This is a genomic window from Aliiglaciecola lipolytica E3 (genome assembly GCF_000314975.1).
GTDB classification, from domain to species: Bacteria; Pseudomonadota; Gammaproteobacteria; order Enterobacterales; family Alteromonadaceae; genus Aliiglaciecola; species Aliiglaciecola lipolytica.
This window is the reverse complement of sequence record NZ_BAEN01000049.1, coordinates 198,495-219,433: the sequence shown is the minus strand read 5'-3', so window position 1 is coordinate 219,433 and position 20,939 is coordinate 198,495. Positions and strand designations below refer to the sequence as shown.

Sequence of the window (20,939 nt, the reverse complement as noted above, 5' to 3'; positions counted from 1 at the left end):
GTGATGACCCATTGTGGGTGGAATGGTGTTATCAATCGAGTAAGATGAATGCTGATCCCCCGTTTACAGGGTAGAGCCTAAGATGAATGCTGATCCCCCGTTTACAGGGTAGAGCCGAAGTATTTAAGATGGTGGGTCGTGCTGGATTCGAACCAGCGACCAATTGATTAAAAGTCAACTGCTCTACCAACTGAGCTAACGACCCATCTATTGAAGCTTTTTATTTTTCCAGTAATGCTTACTGGATTATTTCGGACTTTCGATTAATCAATCGAGAATTGTTAGCCCTAACTGAAAATTGGTGGGTCGTGCTGGATTCGAACCAGCGACCAATTGATTAAAAGTCAACTGCTCTACCAACTGAGCTAACGACCCTTTTTCAGTTTTGTTACAGACCTGCTGCAACGGCGGCATATAATACTCAAATATCTTCTTGGCGCAACCTAAAACTGTCGATATTTGTAAACTATTTGCCTTTTCGATGAAATTCTAAGCAACCGACACATAAACGGTATAAATTCTGTTCACTAAAAGTGAGATTATACGCTTTAAAGCCTGAAAAATTTTTTAGGCTTTAAAGCTGTATAAATGGAAAATGGCTTAATTCATCGCCTTTAATCGCGAATCTGCAAGACGACTTGACGCTGAATCAGGATACTCTGATAACACTTGTTCAAATAATTGTCTTGCTCTGGCTAAGTTATCTCTTCGCTGTTCTACAACGCCTAATTTAAACAAAGCATCGGCGCGCTTCGACGAATCTGGGTATCCGCTAACCAAAATTTGAAACTGCTCAGCTGCTTTTTCCCATTGTTGTTTGTTAAACAACAATTGGCCTAACCAGTAATGGGCATTGGGCGCATAGGTAGAATTAGGATAAGTGTTGATAAATGCTTGAAACTCTGGAATCGCTAGATCGTATTGCTTATCACGCAAAATTAGATTAACGGCGCGATCATAAGCGTCACTTTCACTAGCATTAGTCACAACGGGCATTTCAATCTGAGACGAATCTGCAGCACCATTTTGGTTAGCATTTGGGGACGTCGTTTGTTGATTTGTCTGTGAGCTTACCGCTGCTATACGCTTATCGATTTCCAAGTACAATTCGCGTTGCCGTTCTAATATCTTTTCAAGCTGATGATTATGCAATTCTAAAGTTCCGCGCATTTCGCTTACTTCATTTTGCATGTCATCTAACTGTTGTTGAATACGATGTTGCATCTCTGTACGTGAATCTAGGATACGTTCTATGACTTCCACACGCTTAGTCAATGAACTATCGTTTAAGTCTGTTACAGGCGCAGGAGCCGCATTAACTGCGGCTCCATATACAAGTAGTAGACTAATCGCTGTATTGCGTTTAATCATAATCACTCAATCTTATTGATATACCAAAACACCACGGCGGTTTTGTGCAAATGCAGACTCAGAGGTGCCATTTGCTGCAGGCTTTTCTTCACCGTAAGAAACGACTGAAATTTGTGAAGAGCTTACGCCGGCATTAAGTAAATATGTTTGAACTGATTTTGCACGTCTCTCACCCAAAGCGATATTATACTCTGGCGTTCCACGACGGTCACAGTGACCTTCGATGACAATTGATTGACTTGCATTTGCAGACAAGAATTCAGCATGCTTTGACAAAATAGCACGCGCAGAAGAAGATAAGTTTGCAGTATCAAAATCAAAGTAAACTACTTGATCTTGCTCTAAACTAGCTAGTTCTTGAGCACGCTTTTCTGCTTCCATTTCTTGACGCTGTTTCATCGCCATTGCTTCCGCTTTTTCAGCTTCAGCTTGTCTCGCTGCTTCATCCGCCGCAGCTTGTTGCGCTGCCGCTTCTCTTGCAGCTGCTTCATCAACACCATTGTCTGTTGACGTACATGCCATCACGGTCACCAATGGCAGTGCAATCACTAAACCTTTAAATACTTTTTTAAGTTGCATTTCGTTATTCCTTCTCGTTTTCGAAATTTCTAACAGATTTTAATTTACATTACAAAAATGGTGACCAGCTAGGTGACTTAACCTGCCCTTCTGACACCGGCAACCTTGCCTTAAATCGTCCATCAAGTGACACCAATGATAATACTTGCTTTCCTTCATGCAAAGTACTGTAGATTATCATACTGCCATTTGGTGCAAGACTTGGGGACTCATCCAAAAATGTTTTGGTTAATACCAACAAATCGCCAGATTCCACACCTTGCTTAGCAATATGATAGTTCCCTCTGGTTCGGTTTACCATGACCATTTGTGTGCCATCTGGTGTAAACGTTCCCCCTAGGTTCATATCGCCCTCGAAAGTGACCCGCCGAGTCTTACCTGTTGCTAAATTTACTCGATAAATCTGAGGTTTACCACCCCGTTCTGAACTAAAAATCAAATGTTTTCCATCTGGAGACCAACTTGGTTCGGTATCAATTGCTCGATTTCGGGTAATTTGACGCAATCGTTTCGACGCTATATCCATCACATAAATTTCAGGATTGCCATCTTTGGACAGTACCATAGCCAATTGGTTACCATCTGGTGAAAAAACAGGAGCGCCATTAATGCCGGGAAAATCAGTCATCATTGTACGATTACCTGTATATATATCTTGAATAAAAATTTGCGGCTTTTTATTTTCAAACGACACATACACAAGCTTTCTGCCATCAGGTGACCACGAAGGTGACATTAACGGTTCATTCGAGCGCAATAAAATATTTTCATTCATGCCATCGTAGTCAGCCACTATTAATTGAAATGGCTTGGTCTCAGTGGCTGAATCTCGCACGATAACGTATGCTATTTGCGTCAGGAATGCGCCCTTTTCACCCGTCAGTTTTTCGTAAACGATGTCGCTTATGCGATGGGCATACTGTCGGAAATCAGCTCCTTTGATGACCCAAGTCCACTCATCCAAGATATGGTCGCGACTCGTTACCATCTGACCATTATTTAACATTTGTGTTTGGCCGCCAGTGATCTGGCCGCGAATAACGTCTAAAAGTTGCAACGAAATTTTGAACTCATCAGCGGCTTGCTGTTGAATGTGACCAATAAGTACTGCTTCAGCACCTGCTTCCGCCCACTCACTGTAATCCACTTCACTGTCGGATTTTGGCAACTGTGGCATTTGCTGGCGTGACAACGCAAAGAATTTACCACTACGAGTTAAATCTGCTGCAACCACTTGATCGATGCTACTAGGCAGCACAGTTCCTGGGGTTATATGAAAAGGGACAATACCAACAGGACGCGCATTATTAACACCTTCTGTGATATATATCTCAAGGGTCGCGTGTGACCCAACTGAAAAACAGATTAGAAAAAATGTTAGCAATGTAATTTTTATTTTATTCATTCATTAAAAACCAAAGTTGAGAGTGATATCTTTCAAATTATTTTGTACTTGTTGATCAGCTGACATGGGTAATTCTCCTGCCCTACGTATCGCCTGTTCACCTGCCACACAGACAGATTTATCGCCGCCCAACGTACGAACCTGAATAACAAATCCAGACGATGCCAGACGAATATTAATTCTGCATGACTTTCCTTTCATGGCATCGTCAACATACCAATTCTGAATTATTTTCGCTCTGATCAAAGCAGTATATTTTTCAGTTTCAGTTAAAACCTGTCGCTGGCGTTGTTGATTACGAGCACTTTGCTCTCGTTCCAGCTGTTCTTGCATTAACCGTTCCTGTTCTTGCATTTCAGCTAATTCGCGTTTTTTGCGCTCAGCTTCTTGCCTAGCACGTTCTTCTCGTTCGCGTTTTTCTTGCGCTTTGCGCTCTCGCTCTTCTGCAGCTTTTCGTTCGAGTTCACGTTGCTTTTTTTGTTCTTCTTCTTTGCGCGCCTTTTCCTCAGCTAAGCGTTTCTTTTCTTTCGCTTCAGCCGCAGCCTGTTGCTGTCGCTTAGCATCCTCTTTTCGCTTTTTCTCTTTCGCTGCTATATCGCGTTTACGCTGTTCGGCCTCGGCTTTACGCCTTTGTTCATCGCGTATTTTTTGTAATTCTTTTTGTTTTTCAGCTTCGGCCTGTTGTTGAATACGCTTAAGTTGATCATTTACCGTTTTTTGATCAACAACGACCGCTTCGATAGGCGTAAAATTAGGAGTACTAAGATCAATTTGTTTAGGTACCGTATGAAAGTCGAAACTAATTGCCAACACTCCACCTAAAAAGATATGAAGCGCAATTGAAATCAACAAAGGGTTAGACTTAAACATGTATAGCCTATTCCTCAGGAGACTCTGTCATCAAGCCAACAGATGGAACACCTGCACGTTGCAACAACACCATTAGTTGTACTACGTTTGCATAAGGTACGGCACCATCACCTTTCACGACAACGGGCGTGGCCGGTTCTTTTTGAATTTGCTGAGCAACAATAACCGCTAAATCAGTTGCTGACATAGGATCATCTTGCTTATCACCCACATTGATAAAGTATTCACCAGCCGCGTTTACCGAAGCGATAATAGGCGGTTTCGAATCATCCGATAAAGATTCCGCTTCCGCTTTAGGTAGATCGACTTTAACGCCTTGCGTAACAAGGGGAGCTGTAACCATAAAAATAATTAGCAACACCAACATCACATCAATATAAGGCACCACATTAATTTCTGATACTGGACGTCGCCTTTTGCGTTCGTACATGATCATAATTAAATGCTCTCAACTTTTTGAGATAAGGTTTGTCGATGCAAAATGCTAGAGAACTCTTCCATAAAGTTACCATAGCTATTTTCCAGTTTTTCGACTTGGTTACTAAAGCGGTTGTATGCAATAACAGATGGAATAGCAGCAAAAAGACCCATCGCCGTAGCGATAAGTGCCTCTGCTATGCCCGGAGCAACCATCGCTAATGTGGCTTGCTGAACTTCACCAAGGGCTATAAAGGAGTTCATGATGCCCCAGACGGTACCAAATAAACCGATATAAGGACTAATCGAACCTGCCGTTGCTAGAAATGGTAAGTTTGCCTCAAGATTATCGACTTCGCGCGACAGTGACACCCGCATAGCTCGATAAGTCCCATCCATAATAGCCTCTGAGGACGTTCCACTGGCTTTACGTAATCTAACAAACTCTTTAAAACCGGCGCAAAATAGACTTGCCATACCTTGTACCGACTGTCGAGCGGACAACTCTTGATATAACTTGTTCAGGTCGACACCAGACCAAAACTTGTCTTCAAACTTTTTCGTTTCTGTTCTTGCCTGCTTTAGTACTTTGGTGCGTTGAAAAATAAACGCCCATGAAACAACGGATGTCGCCAATAACAACAACATAACCAATTGAACCAGAAGACTTGCCTGTAAAAACAGATCAAAGAATGACAAATTAGATGACACTTGAGATTTCCCCTAAAATGAACGCAGGTATAGCAATGGGTTTCATCTTTTTCAGATCAACACATGCAACCCTGATTTGCGCACTTACCAAACTTATATTGTTTGAGTTTATTATTTGTTGTTTGAACAACATGCTAGCACGTTTTAATTCAATTATTTGTGTATTGACGTGCAATACATCATCGAATTTTGCGGCAGCAATATAGTCCATTTCAACCCGTTTGACGACAAAACCTATATTTTGTTCCAAAAGTCCGTGTTGTTCTATACCAAAACTTCTTAACCATTCTGTTCTGGCGCGCTCTAAAAACTTTAAATAGTTGGCATAATATACAATTCCACCCGCATCTGTATCTTCGTAGTAGACTCTAAAATCATACTGATGGATGGGGTTTTGCATCGTATTTCATACCTTTCAACAAGATTTCAATGGTTAGTACAATAAACATGAAAATAATTCAATTCTAAACCGTTTAAATGCATAGTTATGTGATGAACGTTGACTAAGTATATGGTAACTACGTCAATTCAAGATAAGCATGCATTTATGGCGCATAAAAAATAACACAGCCCCTAATTTTGGTAATCCAAAATCAAACTCCATAAAAACCTAAATGTGACAATAACAAGTCAAAAACCAACCTATCAAAGGCTTAGAAAAAACCAAATTAAATCCAAAATAAATTTATCCATTAATTTTTCTAATCTGAAATTACAATTTTTTTCAATTGTGGAAATATTTTGAATGTATAGAATACGCTTCGTTCTCTGGACTAACGCAACGACTCAATCGAAGCGGTAGTCAGAAAATGTTGTCAATTTCTTATTGATAGATTTGTTCCCTGGAATTTTCCTTCCAAACACTTGTTGCTTTGCCCGCGAATTTCGCGGGCTTTTTTTTGTCTCGGAATCTACTCCGAATAATCTTTTCCAAAATGTAAAAAGGCCCGTTGTGACACGATTCGGCCTCTTGGCGTTCGTTGTAAGAATCCCTGTTGAATTAAAAATGGTTCGATAACATCTTCTATCGTATCTTTTTCTTCACCAATTGCCGCAGCCAGATTGTCTAATCCAACCGGACCACCCAAAAACTTGTCAATGATAGTTAACAATAATTTACGATCCATATAATCAAACCCTTCCTTATCTACATCAAGCATGTCTAAGGCTTGGGCTGATACATCTTGGGTGATATCGCCATCTGCTTTAACTTCGGCAAAGTCTCTAACTCGACGCAATAAACGGTTAGCTATCCGAGGTGTCCCCCTAGATCGTCTAGCTATTTCAATCGCCCCTTGCTCATTAATACTTAAATTTAAATACTTAGCAGAGCGTTTTACTATTTGTGTTAAGTCTTGCACGTTGTAAAACTCTAGTCGCTGCACAATACCAAAACGATCACGCAATGGCGAAGTTAACGAACCGGCCCGCGTGGTTGCGCCGATTAACGTAAACGGAGGTAACTCCAGCTTTATAGAACGTGCCGCTGGTCCCTCACCTATCATAATATCCAACTGATAATCTTCCATTGCTGGATACAGAACTTCTTCAACCACGGGACTTAAGCGATGTATTTCATCAATAAATAACACATCATGGGCTTCTAGGTTAGTTAACAAGGCAGCCAAATCACCGGCTTTTTCTAACACAGGTCCAGAAGTCGTTTTAATATTGACGCCCATTTCATTAGCAACAATATTTGCTAGCGTGGTTTTACCCAATCCTGGAGGTCCAAAAATCAACAAGTGATCTAACGCATCACTTCGATTTCTCGCTGCTTGAATAAAAATATCCATTTGCTTACAAACGTGATCTTGTCCCGTGTAATCAGCCAGCAATTTCGGCCGGATAGCGCGATCTACTGCTTCATCTTCAGTATCTGCGGTGGGATGGAGTAATCGATCTGCTTCAATCATGCATAAGTCTTAATAAATTAACGTTAATGGATAGTGTTTTTTTATACAGTAAAAATCAATTACTGTATAGTCAAGTTAAGCCAAAGCAACTGATTAAATCATCGATCGCAATGCCTCACGGATTAACTCTTCACTACTGATTCCGTCTTTGAAAACCGAATTAATCGTTTTGGCGGCGATAGCAGGCTTGTAACCCAGCGCAACCATGGCACTTAAGGCATCTTCTTTTACATCAGTAGGTTTAACCAGGGTTTCTTGTGAAGTTTGTGTTTGCATTGGTGGAAGATGATGTTTCCCTTCACCTTGTTCTTCAAGTTTTTTCAGGCGGTCACGCATTTCAACTACTAACCTTTCAGCGGTTTTCTTACCCACACCAGGTAATTTTACTAAGCCTGTAAAATCATCGTGACTAACACATTGAATAAACTGAGATGCCGACATGCCAGATAATATCGTTAAGGCTAACTTAGGTCCCACACCATTTACTTTAATTAGCTCTCTAAACAACGCTCGTTCAGATTTATCCGCAAACCCAAATAACAACTGAGCATCTTCACGTACCACAAAGTGTATATAAACTGTGGCTTCTTGCCCTATCTCTGGTAATTGATAGAAGCTCGTCATGGGGAGTTGCACTTCATAACCAATGCCACCCGCTTCAATTAAAATTTCGGGCGGTTGTTTTTCTAGCAATTGGCCGCGGATTAAGCCGATCATCGATATATCCTATTTTGCTAATTCTCGATAGAGAAGTTTTAAAAAATTATTTTCTTAACCTACCACGCACGGTTTTACTGGCTTGCCCGGCAAGTTTTAATAAACTCTGATTTGTATGCCCGTGACATAAGGCCACGGCTAGCGCGTCTGCAGCGTCTGCTTGCGGGGTAGCAGTTAGTTTTAGCAAGTAGCTTACCATATGCTGAACTTGTGATTTTTCCGCGCTACCTTTACCTACAACACTTTGCTTTATTTGTCTGGCAGAATATTCGGCCACAGGTAATTCGGCATTAGTTGCGGCCACAATGGCGGCCCCACGTGCCTGTCCTAGTTTCAATGCAGAATCGGGATTTTTAGCCATGAATACTTGTTCGATAGCAAAAAACTGCGGTTGAAACTGACAAATTATCTCACTGACACCTTTGTAAATTTGATTCAATCGCGGTGCTAGGTCATCTCCTTGCACACGAATACAACCACTGCCTAGATAACTAAACGTATTGCCAGTTTGTTTGATCACGCCATAGCCCGTTATCCGTGAGCCCGGATCAATACCTAGAATTATTGACATGCGTTCTCTATAGGTTCTGGTACAAACTGCTGAATAGCAGCACGGTTAGTATCTGACCAGACTAAGGCCATGGCCTCGGATTTGGGGAGCCACTGAAAAGATAGATGTTCTGTAAGGGTGATATTTTCATCACCATTAACCTGCAGCGCAAAAACATGCTCAGTATTAAATTTACAGTCAGGGGGATAACGATGTTGCCAAATATCACGAATTTCATATTGATTAACACAGCGACAATCAATTAAAGATAATTGGCCGTGCATTATATTGATGCCTGTTTCTTCGGCGACTTCTCTGATAGCAGTTTGCATTGGCTGTTCATCTTGCTCAAGCGTACCGGTAACACTCTGCCAGAAATCGGGGTCATCTTGACGTTGCATCACAAGCACATTGGATGCAGTGTCAAAAATAACCACCAAAGCGGATTCAGGACGTCTCAACGTCATATTATTCGGCTTTTTTATCAACTAATGTTGCAATCGCCAATTCTTTCAACTGCTCAGGATTCGCTTCAGACGGCGCATCCGTTAACGGACAAGCTGCAGTAGTCGTTTTTGGGAATGCCATAACGTCGCGAATTGAGGTTGCGCCTGTCATTAACATTACCAGACGGTCTAACCCAAACGCTAAGCCCGCATGCGGTGGTGCGCCAAACTTTAAGGCTTCAAGTAAGAAGCCAAACTTCAATTCTGCTTCTTGTTCGCTGATGCCCAGAATACGGAATACTTCCGACTGCATCGCTTGATCGTGAATACGCACCGAGCCACCGCCTAGTTCAACACCGTTTAACACCATATCATACGCGTTAGATAATGCGTTGGCAGGGTCAGCGGCTAGTTCGCTAGCAGTCAAATCACGAGGTGCAGTAAATGGATGATGCAGCGCATGGTAATGCCCATCCACTTCCTCGAACATTGGGAAGTCGACAACCCAAAGTGGTTTCCACTCACCTTCTAATAAGTCGAGATCTTCTCCTAGTTTCAGGCGCAATGCCCCCAAAGCTTCGGTAACCACATTTGCACTGTCGGCACCAAATAAAATAATATCGCCATCGTTTGCACCGGTGCGCTCAACAATGCTCATAGCCACTTCTTCGTTAAGGAATTTTAGAATTGGCGATTGCAAGCCTTCAATGCCTGCAGATAAATCGTTTACTTTCATCCAAGCGAGGCCTTTTGCGCCATAGATGCCAACGAAACTGCCATAGTCGTCGATATTTTTGCGTGATAAAGCAGCGCCACCAGGCACTTTAATCACTGCGACACGACCTTTAGGGTCATTCGCAGGTCCAGCAAACACTTTAAATTCTACGTCTTTTACTAAGTCAGCAACATCTACCAATTCAAGCGGGTTACGCAAATCCGGTTTATCGCTACCAAAGCGACGCATAGCGTCAGCAAATGTCATATGCGGAAATTCGCCTAGATCAACATTTAGCATTTTTTGGAATAAGTCACGAATCAAGCCTTCAGTGATAGACATCACACCTGATGCATCTAAAAATGTGGTTTCGATATCAATCTGAGTAAATTCAGGTTGACGATCAGCACGTAAATCTTCATCACGGAAACACTTTACGATTTGATAATAACGGTCCATTCCTGACATCATCAACAATTGTTTAAACAACTGTGGCGATTGTGGTAACGCAAAAAACTCACCTTTGTGGGTGCGACTTGGCACCAAATAATCACGCGCTCCTTCCGGAGTCGCTTTAGTTAATATCGGCGTTTCAATATCTAAAAAGCCGTCACCCTCAAGATAACTTCTTACTGCACTTGTCACTTTTGCTCGAAACTTTAAGCGATCACTCATAATAGGACGGCGTAAATCAAGATAACGGTATTTTAAACGTTGTTCTTCAGAGTTCTCTTGATTCCAATCTAACGGCAATACGGCTGATTTATTCAGGATTGTTAAAGCCTTGCCTAATATTTCGATTTCACCTGTAGACATATCTTGATTAATTTGTCCTTCAGGTCGACCGCGAACTAAACCGGTAATTTGCACGCAATACTCACTGCGCAGACTGTTAGCTTTGGCAAATACTTCTTCTAAATCAGGATCGTAAACAACTTGAACGATGCCTTCACGATCGCGCAAATCGAGAAATATAACACCGCCTAAATCACGACGTTTATTAACCCAACCACATAATGTAACTTCTTGACCTATAAAATCTGCGTTTATATTGCCGCAATAATCTGTGCGCATGAAAAGCCTCTGTTGCCTGTACCGCCCCCTAAATTTTGTTTCTCTGAGGCGCGTAGCTAAAAATTATTGATAAAATCCGAAAGGATTGAAAAGCCGCATAGTATAAACAAATCCCTGCCAATGCACAGCGATGAACGCATAATTTCTCTGTAAGATTATAAAAAATGTAGTAGGTATGCACTTTCGGCTATTGATTCGAAGGAAATTGCCACTCTCTCAGCAGCCAAGACGAGAGAGTGGTTGAGTCACGCTAGGCAACTTCAGGTTTGAAATCACCTGAGTGTAGGTCGTGTTTTTTCATTAATTTATGCATGTCAGTTCGGTTACGACCAGCTAGTTCAGCAGCACGGGTAACGTTTCCGTCTGTCATTTTTAATAGTTTGAGCAAATAATTCTGTTCAAACGCATCTCGTGCTTCAGTTAATGTTGGCCATTTTTGTTCTGAAGCCGATAGTGCTTGTTCAACTAAATGAGCGGCAATAACTGATGTTTGTGTTAAAGCAACACATTGTTCAACCACGTTAACTAACTGTCTTACGTTTCCGGGCCAAGGTGCAGTCGCCAATAACTGCATTGCATCATCAGAGAAGCGACTAACATTTACGCCATGCCTTTCAGCGCTTTTTGCTAACAAATAACGCGCAAGCAATGGAATATCTTCGGAGCGTTCTCTGAGCGATGGCAAGGTTAAATTCACGACATTGAGTCGATAATATAAGTCTTCTCTAAAATTTTGCTCTTGCATTTCTTTGGCGAGATTTTTATGTGTCGCTGAAATAACGCGCACATTGATTGGTATTTGTTTACTGCTACCAACCGGTCTAATTTGTTGCTCCTGCAGTGCTCGTAGCAGTTTTACCTGTAATGGCACAGGCATATCACCTATTTCATCTAAGAAAAGCGTGCCACCATCAGCTTCACGAAACAAACCTTGATGTTCATTTACCGCGCCGGTGAACGCACCTTTTGCATGTCCAAATAATTCTGATTCCAACAAGTTTTCTGGCAATGCACCGCAGTTGATCGCCACAAAAGGTTTACTACCTCGGTTGCTAGCTTTGTGCAGGGCCTTGGCTAACAGTTCTTTACCTGTACCACTAGCACCACTTATCAATACACTTACATCGCGTTTTGCTACTCTAAATGCTTGATCTAACAGTTGCTCCATTTGCATAGAGCGAGTAATTATTTCTTCGCTCCAAGTACCATTTTGCGCACTTTGGCTTTGACTTACTGCTTTAACCAGTAATTCTCTAAGTGCATCATGATCGATGGGCTTGGTTAGAAACCCAAACACACCTCTTTGGGTAGCTTCTACAGCATCTTGAATTGTGCCATGAGCAGTCATGAGGATGACTGGAATGTCACGGCGAAGCGAAACAATTTCTTCAAATAGACTCAAGCCATCTAAACCAGGCATGCGCAAGTCGCTTAACACCACATCAAAACTTTGTGTATTGAGCAACCGCAAAGCTTCTTTACCTCCTTCTGCTGTGGCGACCTGATAACCTTCACCTTGTAATCTGATGGTCATCAAACGCAACAAGTTTTCGTCATCATCTACCAACAAAATACGTGGTAATGCGCTTGCTTCTGACTTACTCATTGGTTAATCCCCTCTTTTTTCTCCATCATAGATGCCTCAATTTTTAATAATTGATCGATTTGTTGCTGTTGTTCGAACAATCTTTGCTGCTGTATATCGAGCTCTTTTGACTGATTCGTGTTTATCCGCGTTAGAATTGTCAGCGCAGATTCAAATTCCAATAATTCCTGACTTGGCTTATATACAAGTACAAACAACAGTTGTTTCATTTGCTCAGTTAACGTCGGTAGTATTTCGTCAGCCCAACCTTGAGCGCGCAACCGATTTTGATAAGGTGTTCCTTTTCCCTGGCTAAGCAGCACCTTTTTCATCAGTTCACCTGATGTGTTACCTAGCTGAGCAATCATTTCTTTGCGCTTCGGCCAAGACAATTCGTCATGCTCTACCCAATACGTCAACCAATATGTCAGCTCGCAATTCTTCTCCACTGCCATATCCGCGTTAAATAAACAAAACTGTGTTTTTTCCGGTGGTTTGATTTCAGTTACAGGAATAGGTTTTGGCGCTAAAATTTCGCACCCCGTTAACATCAAAACGCCAGAAACAATTATGCTATGTAATTTTTTCATGCTGCCACCTCAGTTTGTGGCAAGCTTACTCTCATACAGACGTCTGCATAATCAACATCAACTATTTCAACTGTGCCATGCATCATTCGTGCACAATCTGCAACAATAGACAAACCTAATCCAGATCCAATCACTCTGTCGTTGCGCCTGTGCTCACCTCGTTTGAACGGTTCAAACAATGATTTTCGTATTTCAGCAGGTATTTTTCGCCCTCGATTTGCCACATCCAAAATCAACATATCCCTTTGTTTATAAAGCTTAATATCTATAGGTCGCCCCATGGTTCCATGGGCTAATGCATTAGACAAAAGATTATCAATAATTCGTCTATATAAATTTGGATCCACCGTAATATTTATCACTTGATTATCTACATTCACTTCGTTTTTGTTTTGTTGTATTGCCAGTGCATTGTCAATCAATGCCGCTTTCAGCAAACTACTTGTGTCTGTTTTTTCATACACGGGCTTAGCCTGTTGCAATAGCAAATTGTAGTCAAGTAATTGTTCAATAAGTAGATTCAAACGTTCTGTACTGCTAGTTAACAAACTAATCACTTCTTTTTGCTGCTCGTTAAGTGCTCCCACTACCTGCTCAGACAATAAAGAACAACCTTCTTTGATACTTGCCAAGGGGGTTTTGAGTTCATGAGAAGCATGACGTAACAGCGCATGGCGAAGGTGTTCTAATTGATTTAAACGTTCAGCTAACCAATGTAATTTATGCTCTACTTCAATCAATTCTTTTGGTCCGGAAGTAGAAATTTTAGGGAGGGATTCTGATTGCTTAGCAATATCACTGATTATTCGTTCAATTTTAGACACAGGTGAAAGGATAATTTGACTGGCGAAGATAATTAATAGCAATGAAAACGTCACTAATAGTGCGGTTGACCAGGCTTGGGTTTGTTGTACCGAGTTGACATAATCTTGTTGCTGTTTAATTCGTTCGTCTAAAAGAGAATCAACTTGTTTTTGTAAATCTTCAATAGAGCGGCGAAATTCTGCGAGTTGTGCATCTAACAATAGTTTGTCTTCGATTTGACCATTGTTTTCAAACCAAGCGATACGTTTTTGCAATGTTGAACACACATACTCGCTAGGCAATTCAGCACATACATTGACTAACTTTTCTTCAAGCCTATCAATATAATTATCGGTAAGTTGTTTTAGTTCAGGTTTTTTGAGTACGTGATATTGGCGTATCAATCGTTCGACATCAATAGCGATGTTTTCCATATCACCAATTTGACGCGCCATTGTCACTGAAAACTGTGCTTCACTAGCCGCTATTTGCGCCATTTTGGTCAGGGTACTTTGGCTGTGCCAGAGCAACACAGCAAGTGGGATCAGTGCAATCAGAAAGCTGATTAAAGTAAGTTGTCGCAACGAACCAATTTGCATTTTCATATCTCAAAAAACATCGCTCAAACTGGCAGTATCCTACGACAATGGCGTAAATGGAACCAAAGAAATAAAGTCATTTAATTAAAGAACCTCAACAAGCGGTTTCACGGGGAGGTAACACGGCTTCAGAGCCACAGAAACCAGAATGTTGAGGCAAAATCGTAACGGGAAAGTTAGTTAATACGGGTGTCAATAATCTAGGCTTTTTTGTCAATCTGTCTGGATAAGTTCGCTTCTAACAGCTCATCAGAACTTATTTTGCCATCACCATTAGTATCAATTTTGCCGAATGCAGCTAACAAATTTGGGTCAGCAACGGCTTCTCGAATACTTATCATACCGTCTTCATCTAAATCCATTTCAGCAATCAAATCGGTTTGCGCGTATGCCGAAGTACCGAGCATAGATTGCAAAAAAATCACCGCTGCAAACATTAATCCCATTGAAATAAACGTTTTCATAAACCAATCTCCATTTGAACAATTTAGCAAAAAAGGAAGTGGCTTCCATGCCATGCAATGCGTCAACGCATTCAGAATGATTTATAGTTAGTTGCAAACGCCATCGCAGCCAATAACAAAACCGTTATCATAAATCATCTTCGCCGTGATCATCCTTAATAAGCTGTAGGAACCAGTACAGCCATCACAGTTACATCACATTGCTATAACATGAATTATGCCAGAGTTAATTTAACTAGCGTTTTCAGTATGTTAACGAGAAATTGATGATAAACAGTAAGGAAGCAGCCAGCCGACCGTTCCTTATTTGCAACACCCTTGTGGAGGCCAATATATTTTCCATAACTTTCAATAGGTTAGCATGTCTTCAATCAATGACAACCTAGTATTTATGCGGTTTCAAGAGGCGCTATCAATGACTTTTAATTTACTTTGTATGAACTGACTATGCGGAATATGCAATAAATCGGAGATACGTCGTATTAAATGAATTTCTTGGACATCAAGATGTTTATCGGCATAGGCCACTTGCCACAGTGATTCTAATATCTGTAACTTTTCTGACACGTCACAATGTGCATTAATTATTCGTGTAAATTGGTGAAAATCTGCTGCTTGCTCTGCTTGTTCAGAGGCCAGTTCGACCAGACTATTTAACTCACTTTCAGACAAGTCAAATTGATTTTTCAGAAGTGTCTGATACGCTTCTTTTTCTGCGGCTTCAAATTTATTATCAGCCCGCATGATCTCGAATAACAATACGCCGGTTGCTAATTCAACTGTGTGCTTTTCGGAAGTATCGGATTGTTGCTGTAAATTTTGTTGAAACCATTCATTCAATGCTTTGAACATATCTGCTCCAATGTTGCTAATGCTTTGCTAAAACTATGATTACATTAATTAATAAATCAAGACTTATGGGCTGAGTACCCTAGCATTTCGGTTTGCTGACCAAAATTAAGCATTTCTACCAGTTACCAACTTAGGTTAATTTTCTGTTTCAAACATATAATAATGACTAGCCTTCATACCTAGTTTTTTATAGGTTTCCTGGGCCACCTGATTGTCATGTTCCACGTATAACCGGAATCCGCAAACACCTTGGGTATCTTCGGCGAGCATTTTGACCTTTTCATACAGCATTGAATAAATACCTGTTCGTCTATTTTGCGGACGTACATAGACGCTTTGAATCCACCAAAACTGACTATTACGCCAATCACTCCATTCAAAAGTCACCATCAAGCTACCTGCAATTTCTCCATTTTGTTGCTCAGCAACTAAATAAAACCCTTTGGTTTTATCAAGTATTAACGCAGAAACTCCAGCGGTGAGGACGTCACTATTTAATTTTTTATCTTCTGTTTCCAATGCCATTGCTTGATTGAAATCAACCAAAGCGCTTACATCGCTTTTTGAAGCTTGCCTAATTGTTATCATTATTTACACCTTAATAGTCACACACACAGAACGACCTTGAGCATAGTAATTCACGCTTTCACAAAGCTCTCTAATCAATGGGATTCCTCTTCCATAAGCGTCTGAGTCATGTCCTGATTTTATGCTTTCATAATCAAAACCAACGCCTGAGTCGGTAACATGAATAGTTAGCACTTTAAGTTTAGGTTCAAAGCTAATCTTTATGGTTATGCGCCCCTGATTCAGTTCAGACAAACGTTGGGTGCGTAATTCGAAATACTCAAAAAAGCCTTCTGTAGTTTTTTTAATGTCTGAATTTAATTTCAGAATTCCATGATCTAATGAATTGATAAAAAGCTCATTTAATACTGTAGATAAATCGGAACGCACGCTGTGTAGCCCTAATTGACTGCATACCATAACTACAATGTCATAGACGGGATCAAACTCGGTTAAATGCTCTGCCGTTAAGTCAACCGCAATCTCAAAGGGTAGCTGAGTAGTAGCAAATTCGGGTTTTAACTCAGATAGGCTTTGGCAGGTATAACTGATTAGTGTGATATCGTCTAGTTGCTCTGCATTGCCTCTAAATTTCTCAGTTCGATGGCTAATTTCTTCTACCGTCATTGTCGGATCAGATGCCAACCAACTCATCACGGCTTCTTCACCGAGCATTTGTTCCTTGACGTTAGTTAATTCGATTATCCCGTCTGAATAACCGATTAAACGATCTCCTAGCTTTGCATCGAAATATTCAACGTTTTCTTCAAATTCATCTGCTTCGAGAATGCCTAGCGCCATATGCAAGGAAGTGAATTTTTTTGTGACTGTGCCATCAGGTGCAATAACCGATAAATCCGGCATACCACCATTCCAAACGGCAAATTGATGGCCCGATGCCGAGATTTCCGTGACGACCGCGGCGAAAAACATGTCCGCTGGCAATAACGCTAGCAAGGTTTTATTAATGGTTTTAGACATTTCAGAAACTGAAACACCCTTTCTTGACATCGCCTGAAATGCCCTAGCAACCGGCAGAGCACCGATAGCCGATGCCAGTCCGTGACCTGTAAAGTCTCCCATCAAAAAATACATGCCACCTGATGGGCTAGGCTCGATGAGAAATAAATCACCATTAAAGGTGCTGGCGGGAGCCAACCGATAGTCAAAGAACTGTTTGGTAGCATCATTTATGGTAAGCGCATTGGCAAAAATATGTTCAACAATTGCGTGTTCTCGTTCGACCCCATTTCGAAAATAATTAAGCTCAGTATTTTGTTGGTGGGCACGTTTACTTAATAATCTTGTGCGCGCATGAGCTCTAATCTTTGCCGTCAGGATTATGCGGTCGAACGGCTTAGTAGCAAAGTCATCCCCGCCTACTTCAAGGCATCTAACCAGTGCAGTTTGATCGTCTTTTGCAGTTATAAAAATGACCGGAAGATAAATGTCACCTGCCATTTTTTTTAATAAAGGCGCTACGGTATAACCATCCATATCCGACATGATGACATCTAAGAGCACCAAGTCAGGTTTGATTTTTTCAGCCAGCTGCAAGGCTTCCCTGCCCGTTTCTGCTTCGAAACAGTCAGTGTAACCAGCCTCTTCTAACATGTGAACTAACAAGAATCTATTTAAAGATTCATCGTCAACTATGAGAATACGCAATGTATTAGCTCTACTAACTCATATCGAACTTTTTATCGAAACGTGAAATTTTTAGAATTTTCACAACTTGCGGACGACAATTTACAATCTTAAAGGTTTCAATTCTCTCAGCCATAATTTTTTGCATATTAAGTAACATGCCTAATGCTGAGCTATCCATGTATTCCGTATGACTCAAATCAACTACGATTGTTTTTACCGAATCAGATATGTGTAAATATGCATCTCTAAACTCTTGTACTTTACCGAAGTCAAACTTTTCCTCCATGTAGATTGTCAGCACATTTTGGTCATCAGAGATACGGGTCTCCAAACTCATTCATTTCTCCATCAACTAGTTATTGTTCAATTAGTTACTTACTTTGGCATACCGAAAAGATTTGGCAACTATTATTATCAAGCTTAGGTTGAAAATTAGGCATTATGTTATCTTTATCTAAATTTGTCTGAGAAGAACCTTGAGTATTGGTTTTAATGCTAGCAATATTTGTCTAAACTGAAGCGTCTAGATAGCATGAATAAGTTTAATTATGTCGCAAAATAATCTTGTATATAGCACTGGTGTCGGGCGAATAGAGCCACAACAAAACGTCCCAACGAAAACCAAAAAAAGTGATGGTATTGTTAGGATCCGCAGAGAAACTAAAGGCAGAAAAGGTAAAGGCGTTACCATTATAGATGGCATTGATTTACCCCAGGATGGCTTGAAAAATTTGTGTTCAGAACTGAAAAAAAGTTGTGGCACAGGTGGTGCAGTCAAACAAGATCTAATTGAAATTCAAGGTGATAACCGCGATAAAATCAAACTACTTCTCGAAAAGAAAGGTTTAACAGTCAAACTAGCTGGCGGTTAATCACCCTCACTCATAATCAGGATCGTATATGAACCACATATCGTTAACCGACGTTAATATTCTTTTGATTGAACCTTCGGATACGCAGCGCAAAATAATTTCGTCATTATTAATCAAAGAAAACGTAGGATCTGTAGATTCGGTCTCCACCCTTGCCGAGGCAAAAAGTGCACTCAGATCCCATAGTAGTGACGTCGTAGTCAGTGCCATGTATTTTGAAGATGGTACCGGTTTAGATCTGCTTAAACATATTAAGAGTGACGCTGAAACTGCCACCATTCCCTTTATGCTTATCAGCAGCGAAAATCGCGTGGCTAAACTAGAAGAATTTAAACAAGCTGGTGTTGCAGCGATTTTACCCAAGCCATTTAAGCCTGTTCATTTGTCACGAGCGTTGAACGCAACTTTGGATTTAATTAATTCAGAAGAATTAGATTTAGAGTTGTTTGATATCAATGACGTTAGAGTGCTATTAGTGGACGATAGTCGCTTAGCAAGAAATCATATCCATCGAGTTTTAGAAGGGATGGGGTTAAAGAATATACAAGAAGCTGAGAATGGCGCAATGGCACTGACATTCTTGAAAGACAACGTATATGACCTCGTTGTCACTGATTACAATATGCCAGAAATGGACGGACGTGAACTTTCTGAATACATTCGCTTTAATCCCGATACATCACATATTCCCATTATTATGGTGACTTCTGAAGCGGCAGATAGTGCACACATGGCAAATATTCAACAAACCGGCGTTAACGCTCTGTGCGATAAACCTTTCGAGGCGCAAGAAGTACGCAAGATTCTGGCGACTTTGTTAGGCAGCTAAAAATATAATTCTGCAATATCTAATACCAACTTGCGATTGACAACATTGCATTGAATTTATAAGTTCGAAAACATTGTTCAAAACCTCCAGTGACTGGAGGTTTTGTGTTTTTAGTTTATTTGAAGTGAAGAACATGTCGACTTTAGAATTAGAAGAATTACGGGTGCTAATTACTGCACTGGACTCAGAGTTGTTGGAGTTGTTAGCTAAGCGCCAACAGTATACCAATAGCGTCGCAGAAACTAAGATCCGTAATCAAATTCCGGTAAGAGATCATAAACGCGAAGAGCAGCTTTTAATTCGATTGATTAAAAAGGGCCAAGAATATGGTCTTGATCCGCACTATGTCACTCAAATATTCCATGTAATTATTGAAGATTCAGTGTTAAATCAACAAGCATTGTTGGCGGAGCGCGCGAATCCTGGAAGCAGTTTACCTTTGAATCGGGTTGCCTTTTTAGGCGACAAGGGATCTTACAGCTATTTAGCTACACAAAAGTATTTTTCTAGACGCGCTGGCGAAGTATTAGAAATAGGTTGTTCAAGTTTTGCAGAAATCGTTGAAAAAGTAGAATCAAACCACGCAGACTATGCTGTATTACCGATAGAAAACACCACCTCTGGTAGCATTAATGAAGTATACGACTTATTGCAACATACCAGCTTGTCAATTATTGGTGAGCTAACTCATCCAATTAAACATGCGATGTTAGTGGCAAAAGAAACCGATATTTCGAAAATAAGTACGTTATACGCTCACCCGCAGGTATTTGCTCAATGTAGCCATTTTCTCGCTGAATTGGGTAACGTAGAAGTGAAGCCCTGTGAGAGTACTTCTGCTGCCATGTTAACAGTCAATCAAATCAATAGTGATTCTGTCGCTGCAATTGGTAGCGAAGCCGGTGGTAGTTTATATGGCTTAACAGCAATCAAATCAAACTTAGCCAATCAAAAAGAAAATCACAGTCGCTTTATTGTGGTGGCTAGAAATGTAGTTAAAGTGCCTTTACAAGTGCCAGCAAAAACCACCTTAGTGATGTCTACAGTGCAAAAACCCGGGGCATTGGTTGATGCGCTATTGATCATCAAAAACAATCAAATCAATATGACTAAATTAGAATCTAGACCCATAGCTGGCAATCCTTGGGAAGAAATGTTTTATATCGATGTTGAGGGCAATGTACAAGATGGACCGATGCAAAAAGCCTTAGAGGAATTAGCTGCCACAACCCGTTATTTTAAAGTATTGGGCTGTTACCCTAATGAAGAAATAAATGCCACAAAAGTAGCCGCGGTTAATGCTTTAGCCGAATAAAGAAGACATTGTGGGATCAAAAGACACAGTTTCTCCTTTGT

Annotated in this window: 23 protein-coding genes and 2 tRNA genes; 3 read left to right on the top strand and 22 right to left on the bottom strand. The window is 40.7% G+C overall.

All coding sequences use genetic code 11. From position 1 onward, the window contains the following. Nucleotides 1-129 precede the first annotated feature (129 nt). The 22 genes from GLIP_RS13020 to GLIP_RS12915 all read right to left on the bottom strand — a co-directional run bounded on the left by GLIP_RS13020 (nt 130) and on the right by GLIP_RS12915 (nt 18,219). Nucleotides 130-205: transfer RNA gene (locus GLIP_RS13020), tRNA-Lys, on the bottom strand. A gap of 94 nt (nt 206-299) precedes the next feature. Further along, a tRNA-Lys gene (locus tag GLIP_RS13015) sits at nt 300-375 on the bottom strand. A 225-nt stretch (nt 376-600) separates the two neighbouring features. After that, on the bottom strand, nt 601-1,371 hold the full coding sequence (gene ybgF, locus GLIP_RS13010; protein WP_008845108.1) for a tol-pal system protein YbgF: 771 nt from the start codon (nt 1,369-1,371) through the stop codon (nt 601-603). A gap of 12 nt (nt 1,372-1,383) precedes the next feature. Then, nucleotides 1,384-1,950, bottom strand: coding sequence for a peptidoglycan-associated lipoprotein Pal (gene pal / locus GLIP_RS13005; protein WP_008845107.1), 567 nt, complete (start codon nt 1,948-1,950; stop codon nt 1,384-1,386). 49 nt (nt 1,951-1,999) lie between these two features. Then, nucleotides 2,000-3,355 (bottom strand): Tol-Pal system beta propeller repeat protein TolB, encoded by a 1,356-nt coding sequence (tolB, locus tag GLIP_RS13000; RefSeq protein WP_040522832.1) that lies wholly within the window; start codon nt 3,353-3,355, stop codon nt 2,000-2,002. 3 nt (nt 3,356-3,358) lie between these two features. Further along, nucleotides 3,359-4,225, bottom strand: coding sequence for a cell envelope integrity protein TolA (gene tolA, locus GLIP_RS12995; RefSeq protein WP_008845105.1), 867 nt, complete (start codon nt 4,223-4,225; stop codon nt 3,359-3,361). 7 nt (nt 4,226-4,232) lie between these two features. After that, the gene (tolR, locus tag GLIP_RS12990; RefSeq protein WP_040522905.1) at nt 4,233-4,655 is read right to left on the bottom strand and encodes a protein TolR; all 423 of its coding nucleotides are present in this window, start codon (nt 4,653-4,655) and stop codon (nt 4,233-4,235) included. Between the two features lie 8 nt (nt 4,656-4,663). Then, entirely contained in the window at nt 4,664-5,353 is a 690-nt protein-coding gene (gene tolQ / locus GLIP_RS12985) for a protein TolQ (RefSeq protein WP_008845103.1), read from the bottom strand. Then, complete coding sequence (gene ybgC, locus GLIP_RS12980) at nt 5,343-5,753, bottom strand: tol-pal system-associated acyl-CoA thioesterase (protein ID WP_008845102.1); 411 nt, start codon at nt 5,751-5,753, stop codon at nt 5,343-5,345. Before ybgC ends, tolQ begins: the two co-directional genes overlap by 11 nt. A gap of 511 nt (nt 5,754-6,264) precedes the next feature. Next, nucleotides 6,265-7,269, bottom strand: coding sequence for a Holliday junction branch migration DNA helicase RuvB (gene ruvB, locus GLIP_RS12975; RefSeq protein ID WP_008845101.1), 1,005 nt, complete (start codon nt 7,267-7,269; stop codon nt 6,265-6,267). Between the two features lie 93 nt (nt 7,270-7,362). Then, nucleotides 7,363-7,986 (bottom strand): Holliday junction branch migration protein RuvA, encoded by a 624-nt coding sequence (gene ruvA, locus GLIP_RS12970; RefSeq protein ID WP_008845100.1) that lies wholly within the window; start codon nt 7,984-7,986, stop codon nt 7,363-7,365. Nucleotides 7,987-8,032: 46 nt separating this feature from the next. After that, a complete protein-coding gene (gene ruvC, locus GLIP_RS12965; protein WP_008845099.1) occupies nt 8,033-8,557 on the bottom strand; it encodes a crossover junction endodeoxyribonuclease RuvC in 525 nt (174 codons plus the stop codon). Further along, nucleotides 8,548-9,003 carry a dihydroneopterin triphosphate diphosphatase gene (gene nudB, locus GLIP_RS12960; protein WP_008845098.1) on the bottom strand — a complete coding sequence of 152 codons (456 nt, stop codon included), beginning with the start codon at nt 9,001-9,003 and terminating at the stop codon, nt 8,548-8,550. The genes ruvC and nudB overlap by 10 nt, the downstream gene beginning before the upstream one ends. Nucleotide 9,004: 1 nt before the next feature. Further along, nucleotides 9,005-10,771, bottom strand: coding sequence for an aspartate--tRNA ligase (aspS, locus tag GLIP_RS12955; RefSeq protein ID WP_008845097.1), 1,767 nt, complete (start codon nt 10,769-10,771; stop codon nt 9,005-9,007). A gap of 250 nt (nt 10,772-11,021) precedes the next feature. Further along, nucleotides 11,022-12,377, bottom strand: a complete 1,356-nt coding sequence (locus tag GLIP_RS12950; RefSeq protein WP_008845096.1) for a sigma 54-interacting transcriptional regulator — start codon at nt 12,375-12,377, stop codon at nt 11,022-11,024. Beyond that, the gene (locus GLIP_RS12945; protein ID WP_008845095.1) at nt 12,374-12,946 is read right to left on the bottom strand and encodes a hypothetical protein; all 573 of its coding nucleotides are present in this window, start codon (nt 12,944-12,946) and stop codon (nt 12,374-12,376) included. The genes GLIP_RS12950 and GLIP_RS12945 overlap by 4 nt, the downstream gene beginning before the upstream one ends. Continuing rightward, complete coding sequence (locus tag GLIP_RS12940; protein WP_040522904.1) at nt 12,943-14,349, bottom strand: sensor histidine kinase; 1,407 nt, start codon at nt 14,347-14,349, stop codon at nt 12,943-12,945. Before GLIP_RS12940 ends, GLIP_RS12945 begins: the two co-directional genes overlap by 4 nt. A gap of 200 nt (nt 14,350-14,549) precedes the next feature. Beyond that, complete coding sequence (locus tag GLIP_RS12935) at nt 14,550-14,813, bottom strand: EF-hand domain-containing protein (protein WP_008845093.1); 264 nt, start codon at nt 14,811-14,813, stop codon at nt 14,550-14,552. 399 nt (nt 14,814-15,212) lie between these two features. Beyond that, nucleotides 15,213-15,665: a tellurite resistance TerB family protein gene (locus GLIP_RS12930; protein WP_008845092.1), complete on the bottom strand. Its 453-nt coding sequence runs from the start codon at nt 15,663-15,665 to the stop codon at nt 15,213-15,215. A 135-nt stretch (nt 15,666-15,800) separates the two neighbouring features. After that, nucleotides 15,801-16,253, bottom strand: a complete 453-nt coding sequence (locus GLIP_RS12925; protein ID WP_008845091.1) for a GNAT family N-acetyltransferase — start codon at nt 16,251-16,253, stop codon at nt 15,801-15,803. Between the two features lie 3 nt (nt 16,254-16,256). Beyond that, nucleotides 16,257-17,900 (bottom strand): ATP-binding SpoIIE family protein phosphatase, encoded by a 1,644-nt coding sequence (locus tag GLIP_RS12920; RefSeq protein ID WP_040522830.1) that lies wholly within the window; start codon nt 17,898-17,900, stop codon nt 16,257-16,259. A gap of 13 nt (nt 17,901-17,913) precedes the next feature. Further along, complete coding sequence (locus tag GLIP_RS12915) at nt 17,914-18,219, bottom strand: STAS domain-containing protein (RefSeq protein ID WP_008845089.1); 306 nt, start codon at nt 18,217-18,219, stop codon at nt 17,914-17,916. A 211-nt stretch (nt 18,220-18,430) separates the two neighbouring features. On the opposite strand from GLIP_RS12915, the gene yciH reads away from it, so the two are divergent. The 3 genes from yciH (at nt 18,431) to pheA (ending at nt 20,898) form a co-directional block, all read left to right on the top strand. Continuing rightward, nucleotides 18,431-18,754 carry a stress response translation initiation inhibitor YciH gene (yciH, locus tag GLIP_RS12910; RefSeq protein ID WP_008845088.1) on the top strand — a complete coding sequence of 108 codons (324 nt, stop codon included), beginning with the start codon at nt 18,431-18,433 and terminating at the stop codon, nt 18,752-18,754. A gap of 28 nt (nt 18,755-18,782) precedes the next feature. Then, entirely contained in the window at nt 18,783-19,583 is an 801-nt protein-coding gene (locus tag GLIP_RS12905; protein ID WP_008845087.1) for a response regulator, read from the top strand. Between the two features lie 133 nt (nt 19,584-19,716). Then, complete coding sequence (pheA, locus tag GLIP_RS12900) at nt 19,717-20,898, top strand: prephenate dehydratase (protein ID WP_008845086.1); 1,182 nt, start codon at nt 19,717-19,719, stop codon at nt 20,896-20,898. Nucleotides 20,899-20,939 lie beyond the last annotated feature (41 nt).